This window comes from Erwinia magellanica (genome assembly GCF_039023495.1).
In the GTDB taxonomy this organism is placed as follows: Bacteria; Pseudomonadota; Gammaproteobacteria; order Enterobacterales; family Enterobacteriaceae; genus Erwinia.
Genome location: NZ_JBCHVC010000001.1, coordinates 1,087,392 through 1,106,612, shown reverse-complemented (window position 1 = coordinate 1,106,612; position 19,221 = coordinate 1,087,392). Strand labels below are relative to the sequence as shown.

The following is a 19,221-nucleotide window of genomic DNA, read 5'->3' as shown; positions in this document are numbered from 1 at the left end:
TTTTGAATCATGACAGATCTTCACTTATGAAGCGAACGCTGATTTTCACGCCAGCCGGTTAACGCGGGGATCGGTAAAAATATCCAGCTCATCACGGCTTTCGGAAGAGAACTCGGAGACGACCGCTCCTGACTCTCCCGCCTGGAACCAGTGACGCGTACCAGGCGCAATGGTGTACTGCTCGCCGGGACGCAGTAAAACGTAGTGTGTGCAGGTGTACCACGCTTCACTCCCTTCAGGTACCCGACAGGCCATGTCGGCCTCTTTCTGCGTCAGAGTGGTGTCATCGACAAACAGATATACCTCGCCCCAGCGGCAGCGGAAGGTTTCCTGTTTTCCTGGCGTTCCCTCGAACGGCGGATGCAGATGCTCCGGACAGGTCTGTCCGGGAAACAGCACCAGCTCCTTGGCGCAGTAGCGTGGAGAGTTCACATAGGTCAGCAGTTGCAGACCGGAAGCGGGGTAATCCGGCAAACCAAAGGTGGCGATTTCAATGCGCTGCTGCTCATCTTCAGTGAGCAGAATAGCAGCCTGTTGCAGGATATTCAGCGTGCGTTGCAGATAATCATTGGTGTGGCTCATCGTTTTCTCACTCAGGATAATGGTATCGGTATCATTAAACACGGGCCTGGCAGCGATAATCTGTGATCTCCATCGATGTTCTCTCTTCACGGGCATTGTTGCTGATAACCTATTTGACGAATATTTAACAAGCATCACAGATTTGCAGCATTTTTTCCGCCAGTATCGCCGCAGTTGAATGATACCGATACCATTAAAATGACTTTACCGGGGGCGAATATGAAAGCGTTAGTTCTGGCAGAAGCGGGCAAAATTGCTATTGAAGATCGTGAATTTGATGAAACGCTGGGCGACAACGATGTGGAGATTAAAATCCATTCCGTAGGCATCTGCGGCAGCGACGTTCACTACTATCAGCATGGTCGTATCGGTCCTTTCGTGGTGGAAGCGCCGATGGTGCTGGGTCATGAAGCGGCGGGCGTGGTACTGGCAACGGGCAAAAATGTTACTCACGTTAAACCCGGAGATCGCGTTTGCATGGAGCCAGGTATTCCGGATCCGAATTCAGCCCAGTCTCGCGCTGGTATCTACAATCTTGATCCCGCCGTACGTTTCTGGGCTACGCCGCCAGTGCATGGTTGCCTGCGGGAAACCGTCATTCATCCCGGCGCGTTCACTTTCAAGCTTCCGGATAACGTCAGTTTTGCTGAAGGCGCCATGGTGGAACCCCTGGCCATCGGTATGCATGCTGCCACCAAAGCGGGTATCAAGCCGGGCGACATTGCGCTGGTTATTGGCGCAGGCCCCATAGGCGTGGTTACGGCGCTGGCTGCGCTGGCAGGGGGCTGTTCAGACGTTATCATCTGCGATCTGTTTGATGAGAAGCTGGCAGTTGCCGCTGAATATGATGGCCTGCACGCGGTAAACATTAAGACCGGTGACCTGGCAGCCAAAATAGCCGAACTGACCAGCGGCAACGGCGCAGACCTGGTGTTTGAATGCAGTGGTGCCAAACCAGCCATCGCCACATTGGCGCAACATGCTGCGCCAGGCGCCACAGCAGTGCTGGTCGGCATGCCCATTGATGCGGCTCCGATGGATATTGTGGCGGCTCAGGCGAAGGAGATCACCTTCAAAACTATTTTCCGCTACGCCAACATGTACCCACGAACTTTGCGTCTGTTAAGCAGCGGCAAACTTCGTGTTCAGCCGCTGATCAGTCAGACCTATAAATTCTCAGAAAGCGTTGCCGCCTTTGAACGCGCCGCTGCGGGGAACGCCTCTGATATCAAAATCATGCTGGAAATGGAGTAACACATGTCGCTCTATGCTGGCATTGACTGTGGTACACAAGGCACCAAAGTGGTGATTGTCGACAGCAAGCAGGGTGCAATCCTCGGTGAGGGCAGCGCTGCTCACCGGCTCATCAGCGACCAGAACGGTCGCCGGGAGCAGGAAGCTGGCTGGTGGATTGAGGCACTTATTGCCGCATTTCATCAGGCAGTTTCGCAGGCGGGAGTGGATCCGCATCAGATCGTCGCGCTTGGTGTTTCCGGTCAGCAGCACGGTTTTGTTCCACTGGATGAACAGGGCAACGTGCTTCACAGCGTCAAGCTGTGGTGCGACACCGAAACTGCCGCAGAAAACGAAGCGCTGCTTGAGCAGTTGGGCGGCGTGCAAGGTTCACTGGCGCAGCTTGGTGTCATGGTGGCGACAGGCTATACCGCCTCGAAAATCATCTGGTTTAAACAACAGCATCCCGAGCTTTGGGCACGTTTGCACACGGTGCTGCTCCCGCACGATTATCTTAACTTCTGGCTTACCGGCGAACGCGTGGCGGAATATGGCGACGCTTCCGGTACCGGGTTGCTGAACGTTCGTACCCGTGAGTGGGATCGTCATACCGTAGATTTGATCGACAGTAGCGGTCGGCTGTGGAATGCGTTGCCGCCGCTAAAAAGCGCTGAAAGCTGCATTGGCCGGCTGCGTCCGGAAGCGGCGCAGAGGTTGGGGCTGTCTACTGCCACACGCGTGGCCACCGGCGGTGGCGACAATATGATGGCGGCTATCGGTTCCGGGAACATCGCTACCGGCACGGTGACCATGAGTCTGGGCACCTCGGGCACGCTTTTCGCCTGGTCTGATACGCCAGTAGTAGCGGAATCAGAAATGATTGCCGGTTTCTGTTCCAGCACCAACGGCTGGCTACCTCTGATTTGCACCATGAATGTCACCTCGGCAACCACTTCAGTGCAGTCGCTGCTGGAAGAAGATGTCGCAGGCTTTAACCAACTGCTGGCTCAGGCAGCGCCTGGTGCTGGCGGGGTTGAGATGCTGCCTTTCTTTAACGGCGAGCGTGTGCCGCAATTACCTGCTGCCCGCGCCAGCCTGCATAACCTGAACAGCGACAACTTTACCCGTGCCAACCTCTGCATGGCGGTAGTGGAGAGCGCTACCTACGGTCTGCGCTACGGTATTGAGCTGTTTCGTCGCCAGGGCATTGAGGCACAAGAAATTCGTCTGACCGGCGGCGGCGCTCGCAGCCCGCTCTGGCGACAGATTGTGGCGGATGTTATGGGCACGCCGGTGGTATGCCTTAACGTCAAGGAGACGGCGGCGCTGGGCGGCGCTATTCAGGCAATGTGGGCTACGGCGCTGGCGGAAGATCCCGGCCAGCAAGCAGAGAGTGTGCTCAGTCATCTTTGCCAGCGCTTCGTCTCGCTTGATGAAGCAACCCGAACAGCACCCAATGCTGAACGTCAGGCGCAGTATGACCAACGTTATCAGCGTTATCTGCAACGTTTGCAGCAGGCTTACCCGGAGGTTCAACTGTGACGCGCGATCCGCAAACAAAACAACCCGCTTATCTGCTGGAAGTGACAGGCGTAAAAAAAGCGTTTGGTCCGGTGGTGGCGCTGAAAAATGCCGAGTTCGCCCTGCGGCGTGGTTCTATCCATGCGCTGTGCGGTGGCAATGGTGCCGGGAAATCCACCTTCCTGAGTATTTTGATGGGTTTTATCCAGCCTGACGGCGGCAGCATTTTCATTAACGGCGAACGCTGCGAGTTTCATCACCCAAAAGATGCGCTGGCCGCAGGCGTGGCGATTGTCCAGCAGGAGCTGAGCGCCATTCCCGATCTGACTGTAGCGGAGAATATCTGGCTGGGACGCGAGCCGCGCCGTCTGGGCTTTGTGGATTTCACCACCCTGAATCAACGCACCCGAGAGCTGTTAAAGGAGCTGGATTTTCATATCTCTGCCACCGAGAAGATGCGCAATCTTAGCGTCGCCGAGCAGCAGCTGGTTGAGATTGCCAAGGCGCTCTCCCATGCCAATGCTGACATCATCATTATGGATGAACCGACTTCAGCTATCGGTGAAGAGGACGCGCAGAAGATCTTCCAGACCATTACCCGGCTGGCAGAGAAAGGTAAGGGGATTATTTACGTCTCGCACCGACTCTCGGAAATATTCCAGATTGCCGACAGCTATACCATCTTCCGTGACGGTGCCTATGTCCATGAGGGGTTTATCGCCGATATCACCCGTGAGCAGCTGATTGAACATATCATCGGCGGAGAGTATGACAGCGAATTCGCCAAGTTCAATCAGCCGGGCGAAGAGGTGATGATGGAGGTGAAAAACCTCTGCTGGCGTAACAAAATCAAGGATATCAGCCTGCATCTGAAGCGCGGCGAGATCCTGGGTATCTATGGCCTTGTCGGCTCGGGGCGCAGCGAGTTTCTCGACCTGGTATTTGGCATCAACCATGCCGACAGCGGCACCATTCAGTTAGGGAATACCACCCTGGGTCGCCACTCGCCAAAAGAGGCGATCAAATGCGGTATCGCCTATGTCACCGAAGATCGCAAACAGACAGGCCTGGTGCTGTGTCGGTCGGTCAGCGAGAACATCAATATCTCCTCTTTTGGCGCCATCAGCCGTTCGGGCTTTATCAATGAAAAGCAGGAGAGGGAGCGTGCCAGTGAGATGATTAAGCGCTTTAACGTCAAAACACCGGACGGGGATCAGATAGTGGGCAATCTCAGCGGCGGTAATCAGCAGAAGGTAGTGCTGGGACGCTGGGCGTTGCTCGATCCGGAAGTTCTTCTGCTGGATGAGCCAACCCGCGGAATCGACGTTGGCGCCAAGAAAGAGATCTATCGCTTTATGTCGGAATTTGCCCTCAGAAACAAAGGGATCATCATGGTTTCTTCCGAACTGTCGGAAATTATCGGTATGAGCGACCGCATTCTGGTGTTTCGCGACGGAGAATTAGCCGGAGAACTCACTGCGGCGCAGGCTACCCAGACCGGGCTGATGAAGCTGGCGGTATAACAGAGAGATAATAAGATGAACAGTACACATTCAATGACACCCGGGATTTCGTTTTTCACGCGTAATAAACGCCGTATGCATAAGTACGGCATCATTATCGCCTTCTTTGTGCTCTGCCTGATTGTTGCGGCAATTGGCGAGGTGCAGGTGGCGAAGGGCGCCTGGAGTAGCAACTACTTTATCAGCCATGAAAATATGCTGATCGTACTGCGTCAGGTGTCAATCAACGGCATTCTTGCCATCGGCATGACTTTCGTGATTATCACCGCCGGTGTGGATCTCTCTGTGGGTTCGGTACTGGCGTTAAGCGGCATTGTCGCCGCGCGCTTCGCCACCAATAACAGTGGGCTGGCAATTGGCGATACCGCGCATGCGGTCATGATGCCGCTGATAATCGCGCTGGGGATAGGCATTGTCTGCGGTCTGATTAACGGCACGGTTCTGGCTCGCTATCGTCTGCAACCCTTTATCGTCACTATGGGCATGCTTTCGGCAGCCCGCGGTCTGGCGATGCTCACTACCGATGGCAACCCGGTTTCACAGCTGAACAGCGATTTCCGCTGGTTGGGGAATGGCTATATCGCCGCTATTCCGGTACCGGTAATCATCTTCGTGGTGCTGTTTGCCCTTGCCTGGCTGCTGCTGAACAAAACCATCTTTGGTCGCTACGTCTACGCAGTGGGCGGTAACCCCAAAAGCGCCCGCACCTCCGGCATCAGCGTAGTGCGCATCAAAGTACTGGTCTATACGCTGTGTGCCGCCCTGGCTGGTATTGCTGGTTTGATCCTCACTGCCCGCACCGGCTCTGCACAGACCAGCGCTGGCGCCGGTTATGAGCTGGATGCCATTGCCGCGGTGGTTATTGGCGGCACCAGTATGGCTGGTGGCGTCGGGACGCTGGTGGGCACCTTGTTCGGCGTGCTGATTATTGGGGTAATGAATAATGGCCTCGACCTGCTGGGCGTACAGTCCTATTACCAACAGATTATTAAAGGCGGCCTGATTGTTGTGGCTGTATTGCTCGACCCTTCGCGTAAACAACAACGCGATTAACCCTGCTTAAATAATAAAACCCTACCAGGAGATAAGAATGAAACTGACCAAAATTGCGTTGCTTACCTCGGCAATGATGATGGGGGGCATGGCGATTGCTCAGGCCGCGCCGGTAAAGATTGCCGTGCTGATGTACGGCAACAAAGCGGAATTCGTCCAGCTGATGGAGCGCTACGGTAAAGAGCATCCGGCAGTAAAAAGCGGCGAAGCGGTGCTGACGTTTTATGATGGCCGTTACGACGCTTCGGTGCAAAATGATCAGGCTTCTACCGCCATTCAAACCCGCGCTGATGCGATCATCGTTAACCCAATGGACTTTGAAGCCAACATTGACATCGTGACCAATGCTAATGAAGCAAAAATTCCGGTGGTAGTGACTAATGCCCGCCTTAATACTGAAGAGATGACGTCGGAAGTGGTATCCAACGACGAGCTGGGTGGCTACCTGGAAGCGAAAGCGGTGCTGGATAAGTTGCAGTGTAAAACCAAAAAGGTCAACGTGGTGATCATCGAAGGGCCGAAGGGTGGCAGCGGCGAAATTCAGCGTGGAAAGGGCAACGACAAAGCGATAGCCGAATGTGGCGCAGGTCAGGTAACCGTGCTGGAGCGTAAGACCGCCAACTGGTCACGCGCTGAAGCTCAGCCGCTGATGGAAAACTGGCTGCAAAAGCATCGTGGGAAGATCAATGGTGTGATTGGCCAAAATGACGAGATGGCACTTGGTGCAATCGAGGCGATTAAAGGTGCAGGCCTGAACGTGAAAGATTTTGCCATTGCTGGCGTGGACGGCGTTTCTGATGCCATCCATGCGGTGCAGGCAGGTGAAATGGTTTCCATCCTACAGGATGCAAAAGGGCAGATGCAGGGGGCGATTGACGTTGCCATGCGTGCCGCGAAGGGCGAAAGCTATAAGCCTCAATCTGATATCTGGAAACAGTACGCTAAGGAACTGGCATGGGATGGCGGCACCAAAAAACACTATTACATTCCCTGGACGACTGTAACCTCAGAGAATGCGCAGCAGTTGCTGGATGCGCGTAAATAAATAAGCCTGATAACACCCCATTCTGGTCGGTGTTGATTGACGGCACATCATTGCTATCTTTATTCGCAATAGCGGGGAGTGAGAAATCACTCCCCGCTTGTCTTTGGCTACTCGGCACCCTTTACCCGATATGGATCCTGTGGGTAGGGGGCTTGCGCCGCAACATCTACCCGCCCCGGACCACATCATGAATATGTCTCATATTGGGTGAAATTATATCACTTTTACTCAATCCATGACTCTGGCATAAAGTATGCAACACATTTGAAAACAGAAAAATCTGAACATGCTAAAAAAGTAAGAAATAACTTCAGGTTTTAGTTAAAAAATCAGGGCATCCGATTACCATGAATAAAGAATTTGCATTTTCAATTAAAAGCATTTCCTTCGATGAAAATTATAATCCATCCGGGAATACGCGCATCACGACCAATTTTGCTAATCTCGCCAGGGGAGAAAAACGCCAGGAAAACTTGCGCAACGCCTTAACGATGATTGACGATCGTTTCAACTCCCTGGCTCAGTGGGATAACCCAGAAGGCAATCGTTACGCTGTTGAACTGGAAATCATCTCCGTTGAGATGGATGTTGAAGGCAAAGGCCACACCTTTCCCGTGATTGAAATATTGAAAACCAATATTGTTGACCACAAAACCAACGAACGCATTGAAGGCATAGTGGGGAATAATTTTTCTTCTTATGTACGCGATTATGATTTCAGCGTAGTCCTGTTAGAGCACAACAAGAGTCACGCCAGATTTAGCACACCAGATAATTTTGGTGATTTGCATGGCAAGCTGTTCAAACACTTTATTCATTCCAAAGCTTATAAAGAACACTTTACTAAATCGCCGGTTATCTGCCTGAGCGTTTCAAGTAAAAACACTTATCATCGCACTGAATATGTTCACCCTGTATTAGGTATTGAATACGAGCAAAACGAACCTTCAATGACCGACCATTACTTCAATAAAATGGGGTTACAGGCTCGTTATTTTATGCCGAAAGATAGCGTTGCACCTTTAGCATTTTATTTTACGGGTGATTTAATCAACGATTACACAAATCTTGAGCTTATCAGCACCATCAGCACGATGGAGGCTTTTCAAAAAATTTATCGCCCTGAGATTTATAACGCTAACTCTGTAGCAGGAAAACTTTATCAGCCAGATTTACATCACCAGGATTATTCGTTAACTCAAATTGTTTATGATCGGGAAGAGCGTAGCCACCTGGCGGTAGAGCAGGGTAAATTTACAGAAGAGCACTTTATCAAACCCTATAGGACTATTCTTGAGCAATGGTCTGCTGATTACGTTCTTTGATTAACTAAAAATATAAGGTCACCTGTTATGAAAATTTTGTTACCCACGTCGACGGCGGGCAGCTTACCTAAACCGTCCTGGCTTGCACAACCAGAGACACTTTGGTCCCCATGGAAATTGCAGGATGAGGAGCTGATTGAGGGCAAACAGGATGCGCTACGTTTATGTCTGGAAGATCAGCTTCAGGCAGGTATCGATATTGTCAGTGATGGCGAACAAACGCGCCAACATTTTGTCACCACCTTTATTGAGCACCTTAACGGCGTTGATTTTGAAAAACGCGAGATCGTCAGAATCCGTAATCGTTATGATGCCAGTGTACCAACCGTGGTTGGTGCGGTGAGTCGCCAAAAGCCTGTTTTTGTTGAAGATGCCCGATATTTACGTCAACAAACCACGCAACCGATTAAATGGGCATTACCTGGCCCCATGACGATGATAGATACGCTCTATGACAGTCACTATAAAAGTCGCGAAAAGCTCGCCTGGGAATTCGCCACCATACTTAATCAGGAAGCCAGAGAATTAGAGGCTGCGGGTGTGGATATCATTCAGTTTGATGAACCCGCATTTAATGTATTTTTTGATGAAGTAAATGATTGGGGCATTGCCGCTTTAGAAAGGGCCATTGAAGGGCTTAAATGCGAGACTGCTGTGCATATTTGCTATGGTTATGGCATCAAAGCCAATACCGACTGGAAAAAGACGCTGGGTTCAGAATGGCGGCAATATGAGGAAATCTTCCCGAAACTGCAAAAATCGGATATCGATATAATCTCGCTGGAATGTCATAACTCTCGCGTTCCAATGGATCTTATTGAACTCATTCGGGGTAAAAAAGTGATGGTAGGGGCCATTGACGTGGCAACCAATACCATTGAGACGCCGGAAGAAGTCGCCACCACGCTACGTAAAGCACTTCAGTTTGTTGATGCCGACAAGCTTTATCCATCTACTAACTGTGGTATGACTCCGTTATCCCGTAGCGTAGCAAGGGGCAAGCTCAATGCTTTGAGTGCAGGCGCAGAGATCGTCAGGAAAGAACTCCTGGCTAAATAATCTCGCCAAAATTTCAAGTGAAAGGAACTCAGTCCGGATAAGACGATCTGATCTCTTGTCAATATCTCTGCGAACAACCGGACTGAGCGATAAGCATGTTGGTATACACGGCAACCGCAGTGATAAGCATGTATTACATTTCAGCGTGACGCGTTTTAGTTACAACACACAGTGTAAAATCACATCATTCCGTGCCAGTGGCCCGGAGAAAGACAGGCTGTTTAGGGTGTTTTTGGGGATGGATACAGTCAAAACACCTATTTTCAGAAAGCTACCAGGCGCCGCCGCACGGTCAGTTATGGAAGAGAAAAGGGCGGTAAAGTCATCTTTTCTGGATTGGCACGCTCGCCTGGCTGACTTTAAACACCGCTGCTTGTCGCTGTAAACCGCTACAAATTTGCCGTGTTTATCCACGTACTCGCGCGTAGCCAGTTTGTAATCGGAGGCTGGTTCGCTCTGACAAAATCGCCGATGCATCAGGCAACCGGTGGCGTCAGCGGTATAAGCCAGGGCAGCACCTGGAGGCACGTCTTTAAACCAGTCGTAGTGTGAACCGTCAATCTGAATAAGCTCACCCAAAAAGTCGCAGCGGTAACTGGGCTGACTGATTAGCGGTCTCCGATGGGCATGCGGTATCCTGAGACCGTTGGCAGCCATCCAGCAACGTAGCGAGAAATCCCGCGTCCCCGGTGATTTCTGGATTAGGGCAACGCCGAAAATAATGTTGTCCGCATCCAGTATTCAACGGCTGGGCAGACCTGGCAGCTGTTCGCTCCTGAGCTTTTCTGCGGCAGTGTGGCCGAAACCGACGTAATATTCACGTAGCAGCGTCAGTATCCGATGGTGTCGATGAGTACCGGCGTAACGTGACGGCGTTCTCCAGCGCGGCGGCACCTGATTCCCGGAAGCGGTTCATCAGACGCTGTGCCTGATGTTCGGTGAGATCCTACGAGGGGTTGTATCACGACGCAGGCACTTTGCATCAACGGCCTGGATTACCGACAAGCGGTGAAGTTCTTCAGTGGGCAGGGTTATCAGCATCAGAAAAGATCTCCCAGAAAGGTGATAAATGGGCCGTATCAGGATGACATGATAAATCAGCTAAAAGAGTGACATTATCAAATAGGACTCACAACTTATGTCACGGCTAAGTTCAGATGTCTGCCTGACAGCAAAGTTGAGATGTCCAACTATTGGCATCAAGGTTGGCACCAGGCCTGACAGTTGCTTATCAACGCATCCAGCTGGAAATGGGTGAAGTAACTCAGAAACATCATTAGCAGCCAGTTGGCGGCCAGAGTGAACGTAAACCGCCAGATTTCCTCTAGACTCACCTCGGTTCGCATAATGTATATTATGTTAAATGAGATATCAGGATACCTGTCTGGCTAACTCTCGGGCCTTTCCGCGCTTTTTGAAGCACGCCTTCTCACTCCCACCACTGTGGCACAACCCAAAATGTTTATGCGGGCTGGTTTACCGCATTGGTTTACTTGTCTGCTATTCCAAACCTCTACCCGTTTACAGGCTCAGCTCAGATCGTGCAGATCCTTATTTAATGCAGGCGTGAGTGAAAACTCAGTGAACTCTACGTTCAGCTCTTTACTGGTTGGTGAACAGCACATGACACCAATAAAGGTTTGATAACCGCCCGGCCAGGGAATCAATCGTAACAGCGGCCAGGTCTGCCCGTCCGTTGAATACTGGATGCGGACAACATTATTTTTCAGCGTTGCCCTAATCCAGAAATCACCAGGATTTCCAGGGAAAATGCCTGTAGACCAGTCCGAGAATTCAGACGTTACCACACAGCCAATAGCTGGCTGCCCGTCGTTGAATTCTATGCCTGCTTTAATCCAGTGGCTTTCATCCCTGCGGATAAGAACGCCAGCCTGGTCGTATAAAAACCGGAAATCTGCTCTGATCCTTACCTGAAAAGTGAAGTCACTCGCTGTCTCTGTTCCTAAAGCGTGGCCGTTATGATGCTGAAAACCGTAATGGGTTTTCTCCCAGAAATCAGTGTTTTCATCAGAAATCATAAAGATACGATCTTCACTTACCTCAGCATAATGAGGTTTGTTCAACCATATTTGGCGATCCGGAAACGAGGTTTTATGCATGTCAGCTGCCTTCTGTTGCAGAACAGGTAAAGTACTTTCGTGATGTCATCATGCGGCTGAATTATAAGTGATTATTAACTTAACGCCCTGTCAATCGCTGCCTGACAATGAATTAACGTGGTATCGAAAACAGGTACGGAAACGTTATCCTGATTAAGTAACATGCCAACTTCTGTACAACCGAGGATCACGCAATCTGCGCCCTTTTCAACTAAACGCTGCGCTATAGCTTCAAAAACCTTGCGACTCTCTGAGGTGATAATCTCCCGGCATAGCTCGTCATAGATGATGCGATGCACCGCCGCCCGATCGGCCTCATCTGGCACCAGGGGTTGTAATGCAGCAGCCTGGAGGCGATCGAGGTAGAAAGATTGTTCCATCGTAAAAGCTGTTGCCAGCAAACCTGGTGTTTTGAGGCCCGCTTTAACAATCTGGCCAGCCGTGGCATCCGCAATGTGCAGCAGCGGAATGGTGACGCCATTCATCATCCGATCTGCCAGTTTATGCATGGTGTTTGTAGCCAGCACGATAAAATCTGCGCCGCCGCGTTCCAGCGCCCTCGCCTCATCATTCAGGATGGTTCCCGCTTCATCCCATTGACCTTTAGCCTGTAAATGTTCGATACGGGCAAAGTTAAGTGAGCGGATCAGCAGTTCAGGTGAGTGTAGCCCGCCTTTTCGCTGACGAACCAGTTCACACATCTGTCGGTAATAAATCTGCGTAGAGGCTGCGGACATGCCTCCCAGGATCCCAATCGTCTGCATGGCTATTCCTTCTGTTATCAGGGCATAATCCGGAAGATGAATCTCAAAGAGTTCTTCAGGCAGCTTATCAACTATCCACGTTTCTGGTACAAGTTCAAATGCTTCCTGCTGGCGTTAGCGGGCAGCCCCCTTTTCTTCCCGCAAGCCTGGGGGATACAGACGCAACAACCCGCCATTATTGTGTAGCCACACTCATCTTTTGCACTTACCCCTCAAACTTTCTGTGGCGCTGCCGATATCAATTTGAGAAGAGACTTTAACGAGTCTGCCGTTTCACAATTTATACACCAGGCCAGTTACAGAGCCAACATCTCAGCCTGCGTACTTCAGTACGCGAAGAGGCGCGGTCTTTCAGCCATCAGGGTGAATGATAAAGCGCCCCGCCGGGAAAAATTATGCGGCCCGCAGCCGTGAAGAACTCGTTGGTGACAGAGGTGACCATTACGCGTGCCCCCCACACGAGTCATTGAGATAAATAAAAACTTCCTGAGGTTTACTATGTTTGGTGTGAAAAAATCGGGTATTTCTCTGCCCTTATCTAAAGGTAACGGCATTGTTAAGGACATCAATGCGATAAAACAGCATGTGGCATGGATTGAGTTTTTGCCCGATGGAGAAATTCTCAGCGCCAATCAGCAGTTTCTTGAGATGACCGGATATTCACTCAGTGAGATCCAGGGAAAACATCACCGGATATTCTGCAAACCAGATTATTGCCGCTCAACAGGTTACAGCACTTTCTGGCAGACTTTAGCATCGGGCGAGTCGATCACCGGGATATTCGAACGCTTCAGCAAACAGCAACAGCGCTTCTATCTCAGCGCTACCTATTTTCCGGTCAGCGATGATAAAGGCAACGTCTACAAGATAATCAAAGTGGCGACGGATATTACCGCGCGTCATCAGCAGCTGGAGCAGAAAGAAGCTGTGATCACCGCGCTGGATCGTTCTATGGCGGTGATTGAATTTACCACTGACGGCAAGATTATTACGGCAAACAGCAACTTCCTTACCCATATGGGATATGCATTATCTGATCTGGAGGGGCAGCATCACCGAATTTTCTGCTTCGACAGTTTTTATAAGGAAAACCCCGATTTCTGGCAGAAAATGGCCAGGGGGCAGCACTCTGTTGGCCGCTTTGAGCGTAAAACGGCAAGCGGCGAACGCATCTGGCTTGAGGCGAGTTACAACCCGGTCTATGACGCCGACGGCAAAGTCTGCAAGGTCATCAAAATCGCCTCGGATATTACTGCCAGGGTTGAGGCGGCAAAACGGGTGGCGGATATCGCCGTAACAACTTCGGAAGAAACGTCGCAAATAACGCATAACGCCAACGAAGTGCTGGATGAGACGGTGCGTAATTCCGGCCTGGTTGCCTTGCAGGTGAAAGCGGCTACCGAAATCGGTGCGCAGCTGAATGCGTCGGCAAAAAGCATCAGCGAGGTGGTCGACACCATCAACGTCATTGCTGCACAAACCAACATTCTGGCACTGAACGCCGCCATCGAGTCAGCCAGAGCGGGCGAAGCGGGACGTGGTTTTAGCGTGGTGGCCGCTGAAGTTCGCCGTCTGGCAGCCTCAACCGCAAGCGCCACGCAAAAAATTACGGCTGTGGTGGAGGTTAACAGCACGCTGATCCAGCAGATGTACCAACAGCTGGATGCGGTAGAAAAATTTGTGGTGACAGAGCAGGATAAAATCAGCGATCTCTCGCGCAGCCTGCGGGAAATTAACAGCGGCGTGCATCAGTTCGTAAGTGTAATTCATCGGCTGGATGTCTGAGCATCCTCTGAGGCGAAAGCAACAGCGGCCGGCAAATCCTGAAAAAGCGCCTTCAGAAAGGCGCTGCTACGTAAATTCTGGGGGGTAACTCCCCTGCCTTTTGCGCAGAATTCACGTAGCGACGTTTCAGGTTTTGGTGGTTACTTATCGGTACCGAAGCCCTGTTTTTTCAGCGCGGGCAGGACTTCAGGGAAATAGATGTTCTTGTAGTAACCGCTGACGCTTTCACTCCAGCTTTCGCCATCGCTGCGCCCTGTTTCTTTCCAGTGCTGAACCATCACATCATTATATCGGGCAATTTGCTCTTCCATGCCTGCGCTGCGGTAGGCTTCTTCATGGCGGAAAGTCTCCATGGGCAGACGTGGTTTCATATGGGAAGGTTGATCAACATGACCAATCACCACGCCCGCAACCGGGAAGGTGAGTTCCGGCAATTCAAGCAGAGAAATTAAAGCCTGAGGATCGCGGCGAATACCGCCAATTGGCACAATGCCTAATCCTTCTGCGCGGGCTGCCGCCATCACAGAACCTAAAGCGATACCCACATCTGTTGATCCGGAAACAATGCTCTCAATACTCTGATGCGCAATCTGAGTTTGATTGACAGCGGCCATGCCAGTATAAGATTTATGCATATCCAGAACAAAAGTAATAAAGACAGGCGCTTTAGCAATCCATGGCTGGCCCCCGGCAATTTCAGCAATTTTTGCCCGTTTCTCTGCATTTCGCGTCACGATAACCGAAACCTGCTGCGAGTTAACAGAGGTTGGCGCGTGGTAAGCCGTGCTGATAATACGGTTTAAAACCTCATCATCTACTGGCTGTTCTTTAAAGCTGCGTTCACTTTTATGGCTGGTGAAATTTTTAATAATGGAATTCATACTATCTCCTGAGTTGAAAAAGCAACATTAACAAAAGCGTCGCCGCTAAACTTAACCGTATTTGCCCTGCAAAAGAGCTTAATGTACGCAGATGAAAGAAGGTGAATATCGCTGTATTTAAACCGCGTTGCTGCTAATTAAGAAAGGAAACATGTGTCGCCCGAAAAAGCTTTTCTGCGCATCATTGCCATCCAGAGTTCATCTGACCCGGGCATAAAAAAAGCACCTTCCGGTGCTTTAATTTTCGCCCGGTTTAAGGGGCCAGGTGGAGACTCTGTCTGGTCAGCTGCATCGCTGACTCAAAGGGTTTTTTATTGCGCACAATCTTCACCATCACGCTGGCACCCAGCCAGAGCTGATAAAGGCTCTCTGCTACTACTGCCGGCTTGTCGTCAATGCTGAGTGAGCCTTCTTCCTGACCCAATTCAATCGCCCTGCCAAGACGCTGAACAATGCCGGTGGTCCCGGTTTTAAGCGTCATCCGCATATTTTCAGAGAGGTCGGCCACTTCCGCACCCAGCTTTACTGCCAGGCATTTGCCCTGACAATCCAGAAAAGATTGCGTCTCCTGCCACTGCTGCCAGTAATGCATCAGCCGCTGCGCCATCGTACGGTCGGGCAGGCTCAGCGTTGCGTCAAGCCCGGCCAGATAGTCATCGAAATAACTCTCCAGCATCGCCACGCCAAAAGCATCTTTGGAACCGAAGTAATGATAAAACGAGCCTTTTGGCACGCCGGCATCACTCAAAATTTCATTGAGGCCGACCGCTGAATATCCCTTGCTGGCCATAATACGCTGGCCTGTCGCCAGGATATGCTCGCGGACATCATTTCTGTGAGAGTGCGTTGAAGTTGTCATAAGGTTATGATAAGCCCAATTAGACCGACCGTCTATATCTTTTTACGATAGCAGGCATAATTTGATTAACGCATTGAAAGTTTTTAGCTAATTTAGCTGCTGCCTGTTTCTGCGCTGAATAAAGGAAAAAAATGAAACGTCTGTTTGTCTATGGCACGCTTTGCCCTGGCCGCTCTAATGCACATATTCTGGAGGCGATAGGCGGGGAATGGCACCCTGGCTCTGTCGCGGGGTTCTATTACCAGCGTGGTTGGGGTGCCGCCGCAGACTTTCCGGGAATTGTGCTCGACGAGCACGCGCCAGCGGTGAATGGCTTTCTGTTTATCTCGGAGAAACTGGATGCTCACTGGCCTCTGCTGGATGAGTTTGAAGAGGGCTATGACCGCGTGCCGGTTGAAGTGACTACCAACGATAAGCAAAAAATAACGGCATGGATTTACCAGTTACAGCCGCAGGTTAAAGAGCGCCCTGCTGGTGCAGCCATCGTTGAAAAATCGTTGTAATCCTCTCAGATGGCAAAGAAAAAAAGGATCCTGAGATCCTTTTTTTACAGGTTATTGCCGGTTTATGACTCATCCTCAATAGAAGAGAGCAGCGCGTTCTGAATGATCCGCTGCGCCTGCATAGCATCCTGGCGCTCCTGCGCAGCCTGCAAGGCCGGGATATCCAGCTTATCCAGGGCGCGATAGATATGCTTGAGGAAGCGAATCGACAGCCGTGCCGCCTCGACGTTATCTTCACGGAACGGGAACTGATCCAGCTGCCAGACGCCATCCCAGTTGTTAATCTTCAGCACATAGAAGAACTCAAAGATTTCGGTCATATGCACGGTACCGACCACCAGATCGTCATCCCAGCTGCGAAGGTTGTCGTTGACGTCCATGCCGAACAGGCGGCCACGATCGATAATCAGCTGAGCGGAATCCGCCGGGGATTCGCCGCCAAACAGCGCATGACCAAAGTCGAGCAGTACGCCGACATTTTCCAGGCCAATATCCTCAATGCCCAGCAGCGTTCGGGCTGCTGAATCCCAGGTCATTTTCACCCTGGGTTCACGCGGCTTGTACTCAATAGCAAATTTCACGTCCGGGTTAGCGGCTGCCAGCTCACGCATACCGTCAACTGCCAGTTTCCACAGCTGCTTATGATCCACCTGGAAGGGATAATCCCAGCCATCCTGACCCGGCCACACTTTTACATAGCTGGCGCCCAGCTCGCGCACCACGTCAGCGGCTTCATTCATCAGCTTCATCGCCTCTGCACGCGCCACCGGATCGGGGTTGGTAAAAGCGCCGCGTGACCACTTACGCAGATAGATTTCTGGCGTGATGCCAATGGCCTGCAATCCCGCCTCCTTCAGCGCTTCTTTTACCTGGCTTAAGGTGACACCCGGCGAAAACGGATAGGGAATATCCACATAAGAGAGATCCCCTACCTTTTTCGCTTCCTGGATCTGTTCCAGCGTACTTAACGCCGGGCCGTAGCCATCAACCGCGTACCGGTCGATATAGTTGGCGAAATGCCACAATCCTGCGCCGAATTTGGGATAGTTATAAGCTGTCATCTGTTCTTCTCCATGCATATCGACATATAAAATGTGCACGCGGCTGCGTGAGTTAGAAAATTCTGGTTAACCGGCGGTCAGGCGCTGTGCCTCACTGCTGAGAGGCGCGATCGCCCTGCTCTTTACAGATCCTGAGCGCGTGGCGGACAATGCCTTCGGCGTCAATTTCATGACGGGCGCGCATCTCAATGCGATCGGCCGCAATGGCATAATCGCCATCTTTAATTCCAAGGCGCAGTAGCGGGATGGCACAACCGTTCTCCGCCAGAACTTCTGCAACCAGGCTGCCCACGCCGCCATTGATATTGTGCTCTTCGACGCTGATCACAGCCGGTGCACGCTGCAACAAACTGAGCAGCTGCTGCGTGTCGCATGGACGAATTGAGGGAACAGAAATCACGGCGGCGGAGATACCCTGTCCGGCCAGGGCGATTGCTGCGTCCACGATTTCATGGACGGTGGAACCCGTAGCGATCAGGGTGATATCGCTTCCCTCGCTCAGCAGATCGATAGCGCCCGGCACAAACTGATAGTGCTCGTCGTGTAGCTGCGGCAGCGCTTTGCCATCAAGACGGATATAAACCGGCCCCTGGTAATCAAGCGCATACTCAATGATCTGACGGCACTCCACCGGACAGGAAGGGGCGAAGATCTGAATGTTGCCAAAGCCGCGCATCACGGCCAGGTCGTCAATGCTGTGGTGCGTACTCGCCAGCGGGCCGTAGCTTGCCCCGGCATTCAGCCCAATAAGTTTGACGTTAGTGTTGTTGTAGCAGACATCGACTTTCACCTGCTCGTTGGCGCGCGAAACCAGAAACGGCGCGGCGTTACAGGTCACCGCTATCTTGCCGCCAATCGCCAGGCCAGCGGCGGTGCCGACCAGAACCTGCTCGGCAATCCCCACATTCACCAGCCGATTAGGAAACGCCTTAATAAACGGGGCGATTTTGGCGGTTGAAGTGGAGTCTGCTACCACAGGCACCACGTCGAGGCCACGCTCTACTGCGGCTATCAGCGTATCCACCATTACCGTGGCCAGATGTTGTGCATTACTCATCTTTCAACTCCTCCAGTGCCAGCATAATTTCTTCGCCTTTGGGCACGCGGTGGTGCCATTCAGCTTTGCTCTGAATAAATGAGACGCCATACCCTTTTTCGGTGTTGGCGATAACCACGTTCGGCCTGCCGTTAGCAGGCAGGTTTTCCAGCGTACTGACCACAGAAGCCATGTCGTTACCGGCACATTCAGTGACGTTAAGGCCAAAAGCCTGCCACTTCTCCGCCAGCGGTTCAGTATTCATGATTTCGCTGGTTGCCCCGGCAAGCTGGAGTTTGTTGCGGTCATTAATAATTATCAGGTTGTCGAGGCCGTAATGTGCGGCAACCAGCGCGGCTTCCCAGTTACTGCCCTCAGCCAGCTCACCATCCCCGGTGACCACAAATACTTTGCGTGAGCTGCCCTCTTTTTTAGCGGCAATCGCAATCCCTACGGCTACTGGCAGACCGTGGCCCAACGCGCCCGTATTCAGTTCAACGCCAGGGGTTTTATGTTTAACCGGATGCCCCGGCAGATGAGAGTCTGCATGCTGATAAGTGGGTAACCAGCTTTCAGGAAAATAACCGGCCTCAGCCAGCACGCAGTAATAACCGCCAACGGCATGGCCTTTGGACTGGATATAGATATCCCGCGTGCTGTCTTCAGTTCGGTCCGGCGCGCAGTTAAGCAGCCGGAAATAGAGGGCCGTAACGATCTCTACTTGCGAGAGATCGGCGCCGGTATGCCCACCAGCGGGGCTGCCTGCATTAAGATGAATAATGCGCCGACGCACGGCCCGCGCTTTGCTGTTCAGTTGTTCTACAGAGAGATTGAACGGGTTCATCGTGCCACCTTTGAATTTTAATTTACC

General features: G+C 51.6%; 18 protein-coding genes. 10 read left to right on the top strand and 8 right to left on the bottom strand.

What is annotated here, in order from left to right; translation table 11 throughout:
• Positions 1-45 precede the first annotated feature (45 nt).
• Positions 46-582 carry a D-lyxose/D-mannose family sugar isomerase gene (locus tag AAH450_RS05090; RefSeq protein WP_342909205.1) on the bottom strand — a complete coding sequence of 179 codons (537 nt, stop codon included), beginning with the start codon at positions 580-582 and terminating at the stop codon, positions 46-48.
• A 219-nt stretch (positions 583-801) separates the two neighbouring features.
• Here AAH450_RS05090 and AAH450_RS05085 point away from each other — a divergent pair, with 219 nt between their 5' ends.
• The 7 genes from AAH450_RS05085 to AAH450_RS05055 all read left to right on the top strand — a co-directional run bounded on the left by AAH450_RS05085 (position 802) and on the right by AAH450_RS05055 (position 9,341).
• Complete coding sequence (locus AAH450_RS05085) at positions 802-1,836, top strand: NAD(P)-dependent alcohol dehydrogenase (RefSeq protein ID WP_342909204.1); 1,035 nt, start codon at positions 802-804, stop codon at positions 1,834-1,836.
• A 3-nt stretch (positions 1,837-1,839) separates the two neighbouring features.
• A complete protein-coding gene (xylB, locus tag AAH450_RS05080) occupies positions 1,840-3,357 on the top strand; it encodes a xylulokinase (protein ID WP_342909203.1) in 1,518 nt (505 codons plus the stop codon).
• The gene (locus AAH450_RS05075; protein ID WP_342909202.1) at positions 3,354-4,859 is read left to right on the top strand and encodes a sugar ABC transporter ATP-binding protein; all 1,506 of its coding nucleotides are present in this window, start codon (positions 3,354-3,356) and stop codon (positions 4,857-4,859) included. The genes xylB and AAH450_RS05075 overlap by 4 nt, the downstream gene beginning before the upstream one ends.
• 33 nt (positions 4,860-4,892) lie before the next feature.
• The gene (locus AAH450_RS05070) at positions 4,893-5,912 is read left to right on the top strand and encodes an ABC transporter permease (protein WP_463322710.1); all 1,020 of its coding nucleotides are present in this window, start codon (positions 4,893-4,895) and stop codon (positions 5,910-5,912) included.
• Positions 5,913-5,949: 37 nt separating this feature from the next.
• Positions 5,950-6,957 (top strand): substrate-binding domain-containing protein, encoded by a 1,008-nt coding sequence (locus tag AAH450_RS05065; RefSeq protein WP_342909200.1) that lies wholly within the window; start codon positions 5,950-5,952, stop codon positions 6,955-6,957.
• A 347-nt stretch (positions 6,958-7,304) separates the two neighbouring features.
• Positions 7,305-8,282: a DUF1852 domain-containing protein gene (locus AAH450_RS05060; protein WP_342909199.1), complete on the top strand. Its 978-nt coding sequence runs from the start codon at positions 7,305-7,307 to the stop codon at positions 8,280-8,282.
• 27 nt (positions 8,283-8,309) lie between these two features.
• Positions 8,310-9,341, top strand: coding sequence for a methionine synthase (locus AAH450_RS05055; RefSeq protein WP_342909198.1), 1,032 nt, complete (start codon positions 8,310-8,312; stop codon positions 9,339-9,341).
• Between the two features lie 1,529 nt (positions 9,342-10,870).
• Here AAH450_RS05055 and AAH450_RS05050 read toward each other — a convergent pair.
• Positions 10,871-11,461: a DUF1349 domain-containing protein gene (locus AAH450_RS05050; RefSeq protein ID WP_342909197.1), complete on the bottom strand. Its 591-nt coding sequence runs from the start codon at positions 11,459-11,461 to the stop codon at positions 10,871-10,873.
• A gap of 74 nt (positions 11,462-11,535) precedes the next feature.
• Positions 11,536-12,225, bottom strand: a complete 690-nt coding sequence (locus tag AAH450_RS05045; RefSeq protein WP_342909196.1) for an aspartate/glutamate racemase family protein — start codon at positions 12,223-12,225, stop codon at positions 11,536-11,538.
• 36 nt (positions 12,226-12,261) lie between these two features.
• Here AAH450_RS05045 and AAH450_RS05040 point away from each other — a divergent pair, with 36 nt between their 5' ends.
• Together AAH450_RS05040 and AAH450_RS05035 are read left to right on the top strand one after the other, a co-directional pair.
• Positions 12,262-12,411 carry a hypothetical protein gene (locus AAH450_RS05040; RefSeq protein ID WP_342909195.1) on the top strand — a complete coding sequence of 50 codons (150 nt, stop codon included), beginning with the start codon at positions 12,262-12,264 and terminating at the stop codon, positions 12,409-12,411.
• 312 nt (positions 12,412-12,723) lie between these two features.
• Positions 12,724-14,010 (top strand): methyl-accepting chemotaxis protein, encoded by a 1,287-nt coding sequence (locus AAH450_RS05035; RefSeq protein WP_342909194.1) that lies wholly within the window; start codon positions 12,724-12,726, stop codon positions 14,008-14,010.
• Between the two features lie 140 nt (positions 14,011-14,150).
• Here the strand turns inward: AAH450_RS05035 and AAH450_RS05030 are convergent, their stop codons facing one another.
• Together AAH450_RS05030 and AAH450_RS05025 are read right to left on the bottom strand one after the other, a co-directional pair.
• The gene (locus tag AAH450_RS05030) at positions 14,151-14,891 is read right to left on the bottom strand and encodes an NADPH-dependent oxidoreductase (protein WP_342909193.1); all 741 of its coding nucleotides are present in this window, start codon (positions 14,889-14,891) and stop codon (positions 14,151-14,153) included.
• 253 nt (positions 14,892-15,144) lie between these two features.
• Positions 15,145-15,750, bottom strand: a complete 606-nt coding sequence (locus tag AAH450_RS05025) for a TetR/AcrR family transcriptional regulator (RefSeq protein WP_342909192.1) — start codon at positions 15,748-15,750, stop codon at positions 15,145-15,147.
• A 131-nt stretch (positions 15,751-15,881) separates the two neighbouring features.
• Here AAH450_RS05025 and AAH450_RS05020 point away from each other — a divergent pair, with 131 nt between their 5' ends.
• A complete protein-coding gene (locus AAH450_RS05020) occupies positions 15,882-16,253 on the top strand; it encodes a gamma-glutamylcyclotransferase family protein (RefSeq protein ID WP_342909191.1) in 372 nt (123 codons plus the stop codon).
• 62 nt (positions 16,254-16,315) lie between these two features.
• Here the strand turns inward: AAH450_RS05020 and AAH450_RS05015 are convergent, their stop codons facing one another.
• From AAH450_RS05015 to AAH450_RS05005, 3 genes are all read right to left on the bottom strand, one after another.
• Positions 16,316-17,314: a sugar phosphate isomerase/epimerase family protein gene (locus AAH450_RS05015; RefSeq protein WP_318791705.1), complete on the bottom strand. Its 999-nt coding sequence runs from the start codon at positions 17,312-17,314 to the stop codon at positions 16,316-16,318.
• A 91-nt stretch (positions 17,315-17,405) separates the two neighbouring features.
• Complete coding sequence (locus AAH450_RS05010) at positions 17,406-18,371, bottom strand: transketolase family protein (RefSeq protein ID WP_342909190.1); 966 nt, start codon at positions 18,369-18,371, stop codon at positions 17,406-17,408.
• Entirely contained in the window at positions 18,364-19,194 is an 831-nt protein-coding gene (locus tag AAH450_RS05005; protein ID WP_342909189.1) for a transketolase, read from the bottom strand. Before AAH450_RS05005 ends, AAH450_RS05010 begins: the two co-directional genes overlap by 8 nt.
• Positions 19,195-19,221: the final 27 nt, after the last annotated feature.